The organism is Xanthomonas sp. NCPPB 4037 (assembly GCF_041475695.2).
Lineage (GTDB): Bacteria > Pseudomonadota > Gammaproteobacteria > Xanthomonadales > Xanthomonadaceae > Xanthomonas > Xanthomonas campestris.
Window position 1 is genome coordinate 4948865 of sequence record NZ_CM191261.1, and the last position, 14824, is coordinate 4963688.

Sequence of the window (14824 nt, forward strand, 5' to 3'; positions counted from 1 at the left end):
GAATTAATTAATAGGCATCATCTTCACTATCAAACCAATGCGCTAGCTCATCAACTGTGCGAGATATTTCGATCTGGTCGTCAGTCGTGAACGTGCGGGCTTTAACTGCCCAAGCTCCGTCGCCGTCGGGATCACTGATGCCAGTCGTATCCATGAAGCGCTTAAGTGTGGCAATCCACTTTTGCGCGCTTGGGTCGAGTTTGCTCGTGTCTAGCTGATGAAGTCCTAGCGAAATATTATGAAAAGCCTCCGCAATGGACTCAGATTCACCGCGTGAGTGGGGAAGCATAAGCGCGTGGCGGGCGGCGGAAAACTTTTCCTCTTGATATGAGTACCGCATAAATCTCCTATTGGACCTAACCACTGTTGGACTATCTAAGTGCGGTGTAACACGACCCTCGCCGACTCCTTGACCGTGGTAAATCACACGAGCTCTTGAAGCTCACCGCTTTTCAGCTATGTCCCTCTGACGCCAGGTGTTATTCCGAATCCCAGTGCAGCCACGGTCAGCGCCAAGATACTCCATGCCTTGCTCAACATTGTTTCTTCCCCCTGAAGAAATGTGTGGCTTTGCGGCTGCATTAATACTGCGTGCCTTGATCCTCGCCGAGTTTTTGGGTTGCGTCAATGCGCTTACGCGACTGGTCGCTGGCTTTATCGGCTTTTTCTTCATCCGTCCTGCGTACACCTTCTCCCGCGCGCGGGAGAAGGGCTTGGTGTCTCGGGTTATTGACTGTTTTCTGCGATTGCCGGCTTCGCCTGCGCGGGTAAAGGGAGATTATTGTTGAGTCCGGTAATCTCTGCGACGTTGCCTTCGGTCACCAAACGCAAGTTCGCGGTTTTTAGATTTGCCGCGTTGGTCAGCGGCAGGCGCACCTGCGTGGTGATTGGCTGCAGATCGCGTGGTGTCGCGAGTGCCGGGAACGCGGCTCTCGCCAGCTCCTTGCCACGCGCATCCTCCAACACCACAAACCCGGCCGGTGCATCCGCATGGCCGAGGCTATGCACAGTCACCTCAATGCCGTCTGCAGTCATGCGCACATCGCCATGCCCGATGCCCAGGTCCGGGCGCAGTTCGACTGGGCTGCTTTCTGCAATACGTTCGAGCTGCAGGACGGTGGTGCGGCCTGCGGGGAAGTCGATGTCGACGGCGGCGCTTTTTTCGAAGGCCACTTCGCGTGTTTTGCCTGCGCCGTCGAGTTTGCCGTCACCGTCGCGGTCCACGTCCTGGGTGATGCGCCATTGGCCTGGGGCGACGTTCCAGCCGGTCATGCTGGCGCGCTGAGGTTTACTGGAGGTGTTGTAGGCGATGACGGTGAAGCGGTCTTGTTGGGGTGCGGGGATGGCGATGGCTACTTGCGTGGCGGCCTCTGGGTCATTGAAGCGCCAGCTCACGGTGTGGCCGGGGTAAGTCTGATTGCGCTTGAGGGCCACGCCCCCTAGGCGGGCGCGTTGCAGGTTGACCGTGGGGGATTCCACGCGGTCGCTCCACCAGTGGCCTTCGGTGTTCATGTAGAAGTTCTGAAGTTTCTCGCGTGCCTCGCTGCGGTAAATGGTGGCGAGATACTCGAGGTTGCCGGTTTGCTCCCAGGCCACATGGTGCGGGAAGTCCGGGGCGCTGCCGTCGTCCTTGTTGGCGGCGTCGATGAGCTTGCCGCTCCAGTCGCTGCGCTTGCCCATGACATCGAGGAAGTTTTCGTTGAGCAGCGAGAGTCCGTTGGGGCCGCTGTTGGCGACGCGGTAGTTGATGGGCTTGAGATAACGCTCTTCGCCGGTGAAGCGGTAGGCGGCCCAGAAGGTGTGCAAGGTGTCGGCGCCGCCGCTGCCTTCGAACAGATCGCCGCCGCGGGTTTTGCCGGTTTGCCAGTTGATTTCGTTGGGTAGCGCCCAGTTGCCCTTGGCGTTGGTGTAGGCGTGGGCGAGATAGCCGTCTGCTAAGCCTGTGACGATGCGGCGGCTATTGGGGTCGGCGTTATAGGCGCCCAGGATGATGGCCGGGTGCACCACCGGGAACGAATACGGTTTTTGCCATTGCCAGTTGGGTTCGCGGTAGACCTTGCGGCCGCCGAACCAGTTGCTGGCGAACAGCAGGTGCCCTTGCGGGTTGACCTGGATGATGTTGTCGAAGGCCTTGACGGTTTCCATCAGGCGTTCGACGGTGCGCGGGTCGCCCCAGTTGAGATACAGCAGGGCGCTGTTGAGGTTGATGCCTTCTTCGTAGGCATGCAGCTCGTCGGTTTCGATGGTGGACAGGCCGTTGGTGAACATGCCGTTGCGGTAGTTGGCATCGGACAACGCGAGCATGGAGGCGTTGAGCATGTCCGGGTCCACGCCCATCAGGGCGACGCCGGGCCATTGCTGCACCAGGTCCGAGTCGTCGGAGATGCCGCCGCCGAAATCGCCATAGGCCACCTGGCGCTGCTCGATCCACCAGCGGATGTAGCGGCGCGTGGCGCTGAGGTCTTGCAGCTGCCAGAACGCCCAGGCCGGCACGTCCTTGGGCACGGCCGACATGTCCACGGGCAGCGTGCCTTGGTTGGCGTAGCTGATGTCGTTCCAGTACTGGCGGCCGAGGGCGTGGTCCGGGTCGACGCGCAGCAGGTCGGTGATGTCGGCATCCAGGCGCTTGTAGAGCAGCTGGCGCTTGGAGGTGGTGTGTTCTTCCACCAGAAAGCCCCAGTTGTCTTTCACCTGGTTGAAGCGGTCGGCGACGTGCTCCTTGATGGCCTCGTTGCGTGGCTTGAACACCAGCTGCAGTTGGGTGCCATCGAGCGCGTTGGCATCGAAGCCGGGTGCGGCAGCGGCGATGCTGAGCATCAGGCTGTCGTTGCTCAGGATGCGGTCGCGCAGGTCCAGCCACAGCGTGCGGGCCTGGCCGGGGGCGACGGCGACCGAGACATCGATCATGTCGCGTGCGGGCCAGATGGGGTCCTTGATGCGGATGTTGAGCGGGATGCTGCCGTTATGGGTGGCCGGCAGGTTGAGCGCGGGCAGCGTGATGGCGATGCCATCGAGGCCGTCGTGCATGTTTTCCCAGCCGTAGGACCAGCTGCGCATCAGCGGCTGGTCTGGCGGCGGGTCGCCCAGGCTGGACGGCACCAGGATGTGCACGATGGGGTGCTGCGCGCTGCTGGCGGCGGTCTTGTCGCTGGGGCGCTTGCGGGCTGGGGCCTTGGTGGGCAGCGCAACCACGGTCTGGCGCTCGCTCAGCGGGTAGCGGCCGGCGATGACATCGCGCAGCGTGGCGAGGTTGTCGTAGTCGGGCTGGATGTCGCTGCGCACGGTGTAGCTGAGCTGCGCGCTGCCTTTGGGCACCTCGCCCGGTTGCACGTTGTAGGCCCAGATTTCCTGGATGGGGGTTTCCTGCGCGGTGTTGGCAAAGCGCAGCGTGCCGCCGCGGCGCTCGGCGAACGTATCGACGCTGCGCACCACGCCTTGCTTGCGGTCGAACAGCGGCTGCGCTTGCGCGTTGGTTGCACCGGTGGCGGTGGGCGCGGTGTAGCTGGCCTGGCCATAGGCGGCGCCGCGCAGCTCGATGCGGTTGACCCGCTCGTCCGGCAGGGTGAGGTCCAGCGCCTTGCCGCCTTCGACGTAGGTATTCCAGTCCGGCAGCTGGAAATAGTCGTTGCGGCCGGGCAGGCGCGAACGGTTGTAGACGCCGGGCCAGGTGGTTTCGGCGATGCCGTCGGTGGCCTTCCACATCCATTGCTTGAGGTCGCGCGCGTCGGTGAATTCCACCTTGCGGATGCGGGTGACCGGCGCGGTGAGTGCGGGCGGTGCGTGGCCGTTGTCCCAGCCGAAGCGGTGCAGGAAGGCGGCGTTTTGCCCATCGCTGGTGGGTGCTTCAGCGCTGGTGGGCTCCTGCAGGCGCGCCAGGGCGGCGGCGCCGGCGCCATCGAGCATGCGGTCGTAGATGCGGATCTCGTCAAAGTCGCTGCCGCGCAGGAAGTTGTAGCGGCTCTGCACCTGGTGCGGCGACATCACGCGGCCGGCCAGGCCGAACTGGTCGAGCGCGGCGTCGAAGTCGAGCGCGCCACCGCTGGCGCACGGTTGGCCGCAGTCCGCGCGTGCGGCTTCCTTGCCATCCACGTACAGGCGCACGCCGCGGGTTTCATCCCAGGCGAATGCGATGTGGGTCCAGTCGCTGGCGGCGGGATTTTTATCCAGCTTGAAGGAGACGCGGGTGCGCGCCAGGTTGGCGTCGGTGACGAAGGCATCGAAGCCGTGGCCGTTCCAGTCGATGCGCAGCCAGGCCATGTCCCAGCTGGTGTGATCGGCGTAGCCGACGCGGAAGATCACGAATGGCGCTTCGCCAACGGCATAGCGCGCGCGCCAGAAAAAGCTCAGCGTGCCGCGCTGGGTGTAGAGGTTGCCGGGCGCATTCCACGACAGCACGCCGTCGTCGGCCCATTCGATGGCGTTGCCGCGTTTGCCGGTGGGCACCAGCGCGATCTTGTCGCGGAAGTTGGGCACGCCATCGCCGCGTGCGACATCGGCCTCCAGGCTGCGGTCGGCCGAGACACGGAACAACAGTTCCGGCGCGGTAGGGGTGGCCGCGCTCAGCGGCAGCGCGATCATGCACAGCATTCCCAACAAAACCTTCGACACGCTCACCTCGTACTGTTCACCACGTACTGTTCAACACGTAAAACGGCCACCGCCTGGTTGGCGGTGGCGGCGACGCACTTACTCAGCCCACCTTACAGGCCATTGGCGGCGCGCCACTTGGGCACGTCCTCCTTCAACAACTTGTCCGGCCAGGTGCCATGCCAGGCGTAACCGACGCGGCGCTCGTTGGGCACTTTCATGTAGTCGGTCAATGCAACGCCTTCGCGGTTGGCATACAGCGGACGTTGATTCTGCAGGTCGTAGAAGCGCGCCCATAATGACGCACCCGGTTGCGCGACGAGGATCACATCCTTGCCGGTTTCCTGGGTGGGGTCGTCGATCTTCTTGGTGGCCAGATCGCGCATGCGATGGGTATCGAACCAGGTGGCGGCCGCTTGCACCGCGGTCTTGATCTTGGCCGACGGGCTGGGCTGGCGCATCAGGAACCGCACGATGCTGACCGACTCACTGGACGACAGCGAAGCGAGCTCATACGCACGCGCCTTGGCCGGCTTGAGCGTGACTTCGTCGTACTGCGCGCCCCAGATGGTGAGCGTGCCGCCGATCTTGACCTGGGTGGCGAGCACGCATTCCAGGCCCTTGGTCACCGCCTGCTGCGCGCGTGCGCCGTGGCTGCCACGTAGCTGCGCGCCGGTGTCGCCCTTGCCCTCGCCGATGTCCTGCAACAGGTTGAGCACGCGCACCATGGCGTCGTCGTTGTAGGTGATCTGGTGGTGGTAGGACGACAGGTCCGGGTAGAACTGTGGCCAGCCGCCGTTGGCGTATTGCGCCTTGAGCAGGTACTCCACGCCACGACGTGCGGCGGCAATGTACTTGGCGTTCTTTTCGTTATTGAAGGCGGTGGACAGGTACGTGATTTCGTACGTGGTCGCCTTGTTGTCGATGGTGGCGTCGTCCTTGCGCCCAGGTTGCTTGAGCTCGGCGATTTCGGCGGCGGTGAAGGTGCGGGTGTAGTCCACCGCCACGCCCTTGTACTGCTTGGACCAGCCACCGGAGGCGGTCTGCAGCAGCAGCATGTTGTCGGCGATGTGGTCGGCCATGGCCGCCAACGGTGCGAGCAACAGGGCGCCGGCGAAGGCGAGCGTGGACAGGTGCAGCGTGCGCGAACGGTTCATCAGAACGGCCTCCAGGAGCCCAGCACGGTGGAGCGGTCCAGCGCAGCGGCCTGAGCGGCGGTGAGCTGGCGTGACCATTTCACGCGGCGCAACGGGCTGGCCCCGGCGCCGGTGTTCTGGTATTCGCTGTAGCGGGCGGTGGCCTCGTTGGCCGCGTTGCCCCAGTTGTTCCAGCCCTCGGGCACGATGTGTGCGCCGAGCTGGCTGCTGATGAAGCTGACGCTGGCATACGGCCGCCATGGGCGCCCCAGGTGTACGCGCGAGACACCGCTGGCGGCGGTGATGCGTGCATTGCGAAACACAAAGCCGCGTGCGCTCTCCTGCGGCGTGGAAGCAGCGGTGAGATAGCCATCGCCCAGCGAATGCAGCTGCACGTTTTCGAACAGGGCAGTGCCGGCGCCGAAGACGAAATCCACGGTGCCTTCGACATAGCAGTCGAGGAAATACGAGAGCTTGGCGCCGCGCAGGTACAGCGTGTCCTGGTAGCCGAGGAAGCGCACATTGCGGAACGCCGCGCGGTCGCCATCCACACGCACCGCCACCGCCTGCCCCACCGGGCCTGCGTGGTTGCCGAAGCTCAGTTGCTCGGCGGTGAAGTCATTGCCGGCGATGATGACGCTGGACGAGCCGGAGGTGCCGTACGCAGCGCCGGTGGCCGGATTGATGCGTGAGGCGTAGTTGTCGTAGGTGATGACGGTTTGGGTGGCGCCGGCGCCGACCATCTTCAATGCCGGTGCGTTGGCCGGCACCACCAGCAACTCTTGATACACGCCCGCGCCGATGCTGATCTGCGCGCGCTTGCCGCCCTGCACGGCGGCGTCCACCGCGGCCTGCACCGTGCGGTAGCCGGCGTTGCCCTGCTTGGCCACGGTATAGACCGGGTCGGCGGCGAAGGCCGCGGTGCTGCCCAGTGCGCTCATCGCCAACACGGCGCTGGCGGCGATGCTGCGTAACACGCGTCTGCGATGTTCTTGCATGGCGGTTCTCCTGTCAGAACTTGTAGCGCGCGCCGACGTAGTACTGGCGCCCGGTGACGGTGTATTTGTCGGGCAGTTCCAGTGCGGAATCGACGTAGCGGCGGTCGGGGGTATCGAGCAGGTTGATGGCCTCGAACGTCAGCGACAGGTGGTCGCTGATCTTGTAGGACATGTTGAAATCGACGTTTTCCACACTGTATTTGCCGGTGACATCGGCGGTGGCCAGGCGCTGGCCATCGAGGTTGTAGACGTCTTCCTGCGCGAGGATGTTGTTGATGTAGCCATCGCGGTAACTGGTGGACACGCGCGCACTGAAGCGGCCGTCGTCGTAGTAGACGGTGGCGTTGTAGGACTGCGGCGAGAGGTTGAGCAGGTCGCGCTCGGTGGTGGTGGTGGTGATGCTGGTATTGCTGTTGCCGGCGGTGCTGAACAGGTAATTGATCTTGGAATCGACCTGCGTGTAGTTGAGCTGGATGCCGAAGTTGCGCCAGAAGCCGGGCAGGAAATCGAACGCCTGTTGGTAGGTCAGCTCGAAGCCCTTGAGCGGGCCACCGGGCGTGTTGAAGTAGCTCTGTACATTGAAGATGGTGTCCGGCGTAAAGCCTGCGGGCAGCAGATCCAGCGAGTAGCCCATCGCTTCCCAGGTGGTGAGCACACGGGTGCGCTGCACGTAGCTGTCGATGTCCTTGTAGAACACCGCCGCCGACAACAACGAGCCTTCGCGGAAGTACCATTCGGCGCTGAGGTCGTAGTTGGTGGAGCGGAACGGGTCGAGCTTGGGGTTGCCCAGGTTGATCGAGAAAAAGCGCCCGTCCTCGAAGAACTGGGTGGGGCCGCCGCTGACGCTGGGCGACAGGTATGCCAGCGTGGGCCGCGCCATGGTCTTTGCCGCGCCGAAGCGCAGCACCACCTCATCGCTGACATCCCAGGAGAGATTCAATGAGGGCAGGATGTCGCGGTAATTGTGGTTGACGGTGGTGGGCACCAGCAGGCGCTCGCCGGCCGCGGCAGTGGCGCTGGCCACGCCGAAGAACGATTCGCAGGCTGTCGAAATCGCACCGCTGGCGGTGGCCGTGCACGGTGCATAGCCGCTGGCGGCGATCTGCGTCTGCACATAGCGCACGCCCAGGTTGCCGCGTAGCGCGCGGCCCCACAGGTCGGTGTTGAAGTCCAGCTGCAGGTAGGTGCCCAGGCTCTTTTCGTTGACGGCGAAATTGTTGTTGGACGAGCCGAAGTGGCCGACATCGGCCAGGCGGTAGTCGCCACCGGGCACACCGGTGTCGCAGTTGCAATTGATGTTGAGCAGGTCGGCGACTTTCTGGAAATCCGGAATCACCCAGGTGGTGGGGAAGCTGCCGTTCAAGCTGCGGCCAAAGCCATCCAGCGTGGTGCTCAGGTCACCCACGCCTACGCCGGCCGGCAAGCCCTGCGCCAGGCGCCCGTAGGAGACATGCCGCGACTCCGACGTCTCCATGTCGTAGTCCTTGTAGGCCAACCCGGTGCGGAAGGTGAAGGTGGGGCTGATGTTGAATTCCAGGTCCACCTTGGCGGTGTCGAAGGTGTTGCTCACCGACTGCGGGTTGAGCCGCACCTCGCTGATGTTGGTGCCGCGCGCAGTGCCATTGCTGTTCACCGGCACCGCGCCATAGCCCAGCCATTGCCAGTTGTTGGCATCGGCGGCATTGAATGGGAAGGTCATGCTCGGGTAGTCGCCACCACCGCGCCGGTCCAGCACGAAACCATCCAGGTTGGTGTTGTCGAAACTCACCAGCGAGAAAACCGGCCGCTCGTAATCGGAGGTGGAATGGCCGACCAGCGCGGTCATGCGTACCTGGTCGTTGAAGCGGTGCTGCAGGTCCAGGCTGAATTGCTTGAACTCGGTGGATTCTTCGATGCTGCTGGATTCGGTGCGGTAGTCGACGTTGTCGAATACGCCGTAAACCAAGCGGTTTTGCTCGTCCACTTGCGCTTCGCGCACTGCAATCTGTGTCTTGCCGCCGAAGTTGGCGGTGCGGTGCAGGTTGGCGCCGACCGAGTCTTCGCGCTGGTCCTTGTCCAGCTTGGAATACAGCATGTCGAAGTTCAGCAGGGTGTCGTCGCTGACCTTGAATTGCAGCGCGCCGGTGACGCCCAGGCGCTTGATCTCGTGGTCGGTGCGGATATAGCGTGGGTAGCGCGGAATCCACGCATCGGTGGCCGTTTCGTAGGCCTGGATGTTTTCCGGTGTGTTGGCCGGGCGCGCGATGCCGGTGCCGCAGGTAGTGGCGCTGATGCCGTAGCTGCCCCAGCCGTTGTTGCGGTCCTGGTTGGCCTGCGAGCCAACCCCGGCAGGGGCTTCGTTGGCCAGCGGGTTGCGCGGGGTCTGCGGGTTGTAGCCCACCGGCGAGCAAAAGCCGTAGGTGCCGTTGTTGGTGGCGGTGCTCTGGTTGGAGTTGCGGTAGTTGCCGTGCTCCCAGCGCACCGGGTTGTAGCCTTCTTCGCGCAGATGCCGCTCGCTGTAGGACACCGACATCAGCGCGCCGAAGCGGCCATCGGCCCAGATGTTGCTGATCAGTCCGGAAATGCGCGGATCTTGTTCGCGCGAGAGATCGTTGTAGCCGTACTGGGTGGAGGCCGCCGCTTCGAAGCCGTCGAAGTCGAACGGGCGCGAGCCGCGCAGATCCACCGTGGCGCCCAGCGAGCCTTCGTCGGTCTGCGCCGACTGGGTCTTGCTGATGGTGACGCGGCTGAAGAGTTCCGAGGCGAAGGTATTGAAATCGAATCCGCGGCTGCGGTTGACGCCATCGCTGCCGCTGCCGGCGGTGGCCAGCGCTTCCAGGCCGTTGATGCGCACGCGGGTGAAATCCGAGCCCAGGCCGCGCACCGAAATCTGCTTGCCCTCACCGCCTTCGCGGTCGATGGACACACCGGCGATGCGCTGCATCGATTCGGCCAGATTCAGATCGGGAAACTTGCCGATGTCTTCGGCGTAGATCGCATCCACCTGCTCCACGCTGTAGCGCTTGGCGTCCAGCGATTGCTGCAGGCTTTCACGATAAGTGGCCTTGACCTGCACGCGGTCCAGGTCCACCGCATCGGCCGGAGTGGCCGGTGGGCCCACGGTTTGCGCGGCAGCGCCGACACCGTGCAGGGCCAGAACGATGGCCACCGACAAACGCGCGGCGGACAGGCGGGCGCCCGCCTCTTGGGCAGGACGACACGAACGGGCTTGCATGATGCGGCTCTCTCCAGGGCACTGGGGTGCAATGACGCGCTCAGCCCCCCTAGGCCACCGGCGTCGAACGAAACATCACGCCCACCGCGTTGCATGCGTGCGTCTTGGCAGCGCATGCACGGCGATCAAGCGTTTGGAATGGGGCCCGCTGCGCGTGTGCGCAGCGGGCGGGTGATACTCAGAACTTGTAGCGCAGGCCCAGCAGGTACTGGCGGCCGGTTTCACCGTATTGCAGCGGCAGCTGGCCGGTGCGCGGCGACGACACCCACTCGTCGGAGGCTTCGTTGGTGAGGTTGATGCCTTCCAGGCTCAGTTCCAGCTGCTTGCTGATCTTGTAGCGCAGCGACGCATCGAGGATGGTGGTGCCGGTCATGCCATGCACGCCGTCCACGTTGAAGCCGGCTTCCGCACCCGGTGCCTGGGTGAGGTAGTCGTCGCGGTTGGTGGCGGAGATGCGGCCTGCGAAGGTGTCGCCTTCGTAGAACAGCGTGGCATTCCACGACGAGCGCGACAGGCCGAGCAGGTCGTTCTTCATGACCGGCGCGCCACTGCTGGCCAGGTACTGGATCTGCGAGTCCACCCAGGTGTAGTTGAGCTGCACGCCCAGGTTGGCCCACTTGCCCGGCAGGAACGTAAACGGCTGCACGTAGTTGGCTTCCACGCCCTTCAATTCGCCGCCCGGGGTATTGAGCGGGATGCTGAAGGCGAAGTCGTCATTGACGCTGGCGCCGGTGCCTTCCAGCAAGGACGCCGGCAGGCCGCTGCTCGAATACGGACGCACTTCGCGCGCGGTCTGGATGAAGCTTTCGATGTCCTTGTAGAACAGGCCCACACCGACCATCGCGCCTTCGTTGAAGTACCACTCCAGGCCGAGGTCGACGTTGGTGGCTTCGATCGGGTCCAGATCCGGGTTGCCGCCGGCCACGGTGCGCGCACCGCCGGCCACGGCCACGGTCACGCCGGGCGTGAGGCTGCCCAGGCCGGGACGCGACATCACCTTGGCCGCGCCAAGACGCAGCAGCAGGTCCGGTGCCAGCTCGGCGACCAGGTTGAACGAGGGCAGCGTGTTGTTGTACTTGCGGCCCACGGTGGTCAGCGCCGGTGCGTTGTTGATCAGCGCATAGCCGGTGGATTCCTGCTCGGTGCGCACGTAACGCACGCCGAAGTTACCGGAGAACGGAATCGAGCCCAGGTCGGTGGAGAACTCGCCCATCAACCACACGCCGCGGTCTTTTTCTTCGACGCTACGGCTGTTGTTGACGCGCGGGGCAACAGCGAAGGTGCCGCTGTTGCTGTAGATGCCGAACTGGTCGGCCACGGCGTCCAGGTTGGGCACGACCCACGCAGCGGGGCTGCCGTTGATGCCCTTGAGCCCGGCCTGTTCGGTGAGATCGGCCGGCACGATGCGCGTGCCATTGGCGAAGGTCGGCACCGACAACTCGTTGGCGCGGCGCAACTCCACCGTGCTGAAGGTGTAGTTCTTGGCCAGCACGCCGCCCTTGAGGCGGAAGCCGGGGCTGATGTTCCAGTTGAAGTCGATCTGGCCGGTGTCGAAGTCGTTGTCCACGGTCTGCGGACGCAGGCGGATTTCCGCCAGTTCCCAGCCGGTGGGATCGGTCGGGTTGATGCCGTAGTTCAGCACCGGCGCGCGGTTGTTGCCGCGGTAGTCGTAGCTGTACCCGTCGACGTCGTACTTGTCCATGATGATGGTGGTCTGCACCGGGTTCTCGTGCGCGGAGCGCGAGGTGCCGATGCGCGCGTTCATGCTGAAGTCGTCGCTGAAGCGGTGCTCCACGTCGAAACTGATCTGCTTGAACTCGGTGTTCCACTCGTCGTGGCGGTTTTCGGTACGGATATCGACGTTGTCGAATTCGCCATACACCAGCGCGTTGTTACGGATCTCGCCGTTACGCACAACGGTGGCCGGCTTGCCGACCAGCACCGGGCGCGCATTGCCGCCGCGGCTGAAGGAGATCGCTTCGATGTAGTGCTCATCGCGCTTGGCATCGATCTTGGAATACAGCATGTCCAGCGACAGCGTGGTGCGGTCGGAGGGCTTCCACTGCAGCGAGCCGGTGACGCCCAGGCGCTGCTGGTCGTGGATCTGCTGGGTGTAGCGCGGGAAGCGCGGGTGATACACATCCGCCGAACGTGCCGCGGCAAACGGCGAGGTGGCGCTGAAGCCGCCGTTGCTCGGCCCATTGGCCCAACGGCCGGTGTTGGAGCCTTCTTCCAGCACTTCGCGCTCGGTGTAGGCCACCGACAGCAACGCGCCGAAGGTGTTGTCGGCCCAGGTGTTGGAGATCAGCGCGGCCACGCGCGGATTGGCCTTTTCGGCCATCGCGTTGTAGCCGGCCTGGCCGCTGGCGGCGAAGGTGAAGCCGCTGTAGTCGAACGGGCGCGCAGTGCGCAGGTCGACGGTGGCGCCCAGCGAGCCTTCTTCCACATCGGCCGAGGCCGTCTTGCGGGCGATCAGCTGCGAGAACAGGTCCGAGGCGAACACGTTGAAGTCGAAGCCACGGCCGCGGTTGGTGCCGCCGCTCTGGTCGCCGGCGCCCACGGTGGTGAGCGCTTCCATGCCGTTGATGCGCACGCGGGTGAACTCCGGGCCCAGGCCGCGGACCGAGATGGCGCGGCCTTCGCCGGCTTCACGGGTGATCACCACGCCGGGGATGCGCTGCAGCGACTCGGCCAGGTTGAGGTCGGGGAACTTGCCAATGTCCTCCGCGACAATGGCATCGATCACGCCGGCTTCGCCGCGCTTGATGTCCAGGGCCTTCTCCACGCTGGCGCGGTAACCGGTCACCGTGACGGTGTCCAGGTCCACGGCGGGTTCGGCAGGGGTTTGTGCGGCATCTTGTGCGGCCACGTGGCCGGTCAGTGCCAGGCCGATCGACAGCGCCAGCAAGGTAACCGGTGTCTTCCGGTTGGTGGTCCGAAATTGCATGTCCTCCCCTCCCAAGGGTCCATGAACAATGTGAAATGTCTGGTTGTGAGCGGCAATGACACCGCTGGTCAAAACGACGTTACCAGCTGAATCGCCCCGCAACATCTTGCAGCGCAGCAGAAAACGTCACCAAATTGGCCCCAAAGGGATGCAAGCCGTCACTGAGCGTCGCATCATGGTCATCGCCGGACGTGTCGGGCGACAGCTAGAATGACACCGATGGTCATCCTAACGCGCGCGGAATCCCCCACCCCGTGACGCATCACACAGCCGAGGTAATTGCCGTATGAGTCGTGCCCGCATCCTGTGCTTTGGTGAGTTGTTGCTGCGCCTGGGGGCGCCTGGTCACGAGCTGCTGTTGCAGCAACCGCGACTGGAGGTGCACTGCGGTGGCGCCGAGGCGAACGTGGGCGTGTCGCTGGCGCACTTCGGCCATGACGTGGCGATGGTGAGCACGGTGGCCGACAACCCGCTGGGCGCGGCAGTGCTAGGCGAGCTGCGCCGGCACGACGTGGACACGCGGCATGTGCGGCGTGTGGACGGCCGTATGGGTCTGTACTTTTTGACCACCGGTGCGATCCATCGCCCCAGCGAAGTGGTCTACGACCGCGCCGATTCGGCGTTTGCACTGGCGCCGGCCGATGCCTACGACTGGCCGCGCCTGCTTGAGGGCGTGCAGTGGCTGCACCTGTCCGGGGTCAGCCCGGCGCTGGGCGCCGATGTGGCGCAGGCCACGCTGGCGGCCGCGCGCGCCGCACGTGCGGCCGGGGTCAAGGTCTCGTTCGACGGTAACTACCGGCCCAAGTTATGGCAGCGCTGGCAAGGCGATGCGCGCGGCATCCTGCACGACCTGTTCGCGTGTGCGGACGTGGTGTTTGCGGACTACCGCGACATCGGCGTGGTGCTGGGCGGCGAGTTTCCGCAAGACACGCTGGAAGCCCGTGTGGAAGCGGCTGCGCAGCAGGCGTTTGCGGCCTTCCCGCAGCTGCAGCTGATGGCCTGCACCCAGCGCACCACGCACAACGTGGACCACCACAGCCTGGGCGCAATGCTGGTGCCGCGCAGTGGCGCGGTGGCGTTTGCGCCGGCCGAAGAACTCACCCCGATCATCGACCGCATCGGCGGTGGCGATGCGTTTGCGGCCGGCGTGCTGCACGGCCTGATCGCAGGCTGGTCGCTGGAGGACACGGTGCGCTTCGGCCTGGCTGCCGGTTGTTTGAAGCACTCGATTCCCGGCGATTTCAATCCACTCTCGGTGGCCGATGTGCAGGCCTGTGTGGGCGATGCGCGGTTTGATGTGAGGCGCTGACGCGCCGGGAATCGGGATTGGGGAATCGTAAAAGCTGGGAGCGCTGGCTTTCGGCGCTCTGTCCAGGTTTGTTGCCAACGGAGCGCGGTGCGCAGAACTGACGCGTTGTTGCGGCCGCAGGACGGTGGGCAGGTGCTTGCCACGTGTTGTTCGCTGCGCTCACGTGCTCAGGCCGGCACACGGACGCGGCGTTTCTGGATGATCCAGTTGAGGGTTGCGCTCAGCAGCACAGCGCACAGCGACGCCGGGACGCTGAAGAACAGCGTGATCATCAGTGCGAACTGCAGGTCTGGCGCCGAGCCGTCCTGCATGACCACGGCGCAGACGACGGCGGTGGTGATCACCACATTGACGATTGCTTTCAGCGCGCCGTGCAGCTTGACGAAGCGCAGCAGCACGGCACAGGTAACGCTGACCAGGACGGCCAACACCAGGATAGCGATCAGTTTGTCCATGACGTCGTGCGCTCCATGCAGTGTGGATGTGGTTCACCAATCAAGCCACGTCCCTGCCGATCCAGTGATCGCCATGAAAGCCTGCGATTCATAGCGGCGTCTCGACCTTTAGCGCCGGGACTTGGCATTGGGATGGAGTCGGGAGTCGGAAACAGTCAAAGCACTGCGCACTGCACAA

The 14824-nt window shown here is 64.3% G+C and carries 8 protein-coding genes; 1 reads left to right on the top strand and 7 read right to left on the bottom strand.

Going from position 1 to position 14824, the window contains the following annotated elements:
• Nucleotides 1-7 precede the first annotated feature (7 nt).
• The 6 genes from ACCQ01_RS21770 to ACCQ01_RS21795 form a co-directional block, all read right to left on the bottom strand.
• Nucleotides 8-340, bottom strand: a complete 333-nt coding sequence (locus tag ACCQ01_RS21770; RefSeq protein WP_228433715.1) for a hypothetical protein — start codon at nucleotides 338-340, stop codon at nucleotides 8-10.
• Between the two features lie 386 nt (nucleotides 341-726).
• Nucleotides 727-4587, bottom strand: a complete 3861-nt coding sequence (locus ACCQ01_RS21775; RefSeq protein WP_228433723.1) for a LamG-like jellyroll fold domain-containing protein — start codon at nucleotides 4585-4587, stop codon at nucleotides 727-729.
• Nucleotides 4588-4700: 113 nt separating this feature from the next.
• Complete coding sequence (pelA, locus tag ACCQ01_RS21780) at nucleotides 4701-5744, bottom strand: pectate lyase (RefSeq protein WP_228433714.1); 1044 nt, start codon at nucleotides 5742-5744, stop codon at nucleotides 4701-4703.
• The gene (locus tag ACCQ01_RS21785; protein ID WP_228433713.1) at nucleotides 5744-6721 is read right to left on the bottom strand and encodes a pectinesterase family protein; all 978 of its coding nucleotides are present in this window, start codon (nucleotides 6719-6721) and stop codon (nucleotides 5744-5746) included. Before ACCQ01_RS21785 ends, pelA begins: the two co-directional genes overlap by 1 nt.
• Nucleotides 6722-6734: 13 nt before the next feature.
• Entirely contained in the window at nucleotides 6735-9935 is a 3201-nt protein-coding gene (locus tag ACCQ01_RS21790; RefSeq protein ID WP_228433712.1) for a TonB-dependent receptor, read from the bottom strand.
• Nucleotides 9936-10113: 178 nt separating this feature from the next.
• Nucleotides 10114-12882 carry a TonB-dependent receptor gene (locus ACCQ01_RS21795; protein WP_228433710.1) on the bottom strand — a complete coding sequence of 923 codons (2769 nt, stop codon included), beginning with the start codon at nucleotides 12880-12882 and terminating at the stop codon, nucleotides 10114-10116.
• Between the two features lie 286 nt (nucleotides 12883-13168).
• Here ACCQ01_RS21795 and ACCQ01_RS21800 point away from each other — a divergent pair, with 286 nt between their 5' ends.
• Nucleotides 13169-14191, top strand: a complete 1023-nt coding sequence (locus tag ACCQ01_RS21800) for a sugar kinase (RefSeq protein WP_228433708.1) — start codon at nucleotides 13169-13171, stop codon at nucleotides 14189-14191.
• A gap of 167 nt (nucleotides 14192-14358) precedes the next feature.
• Here the strand turns inward: ACCQ01_RS21800 and ACCQ01_RS21805 are convergent, their stop codons facing one another.
• A complete protein-coding gene (locus tag ACCQ01_RS21805) occupies nucleotides 14359-14646 on the bottom strand; it encodes a hypothetical protein (RefSeq protein ID WP_228433706.1) in 288 nt (95 codons plus the stop codon).
• Between the last annotated feature and the right edge of the window lie 178 nt (nucleotides 14647-14824).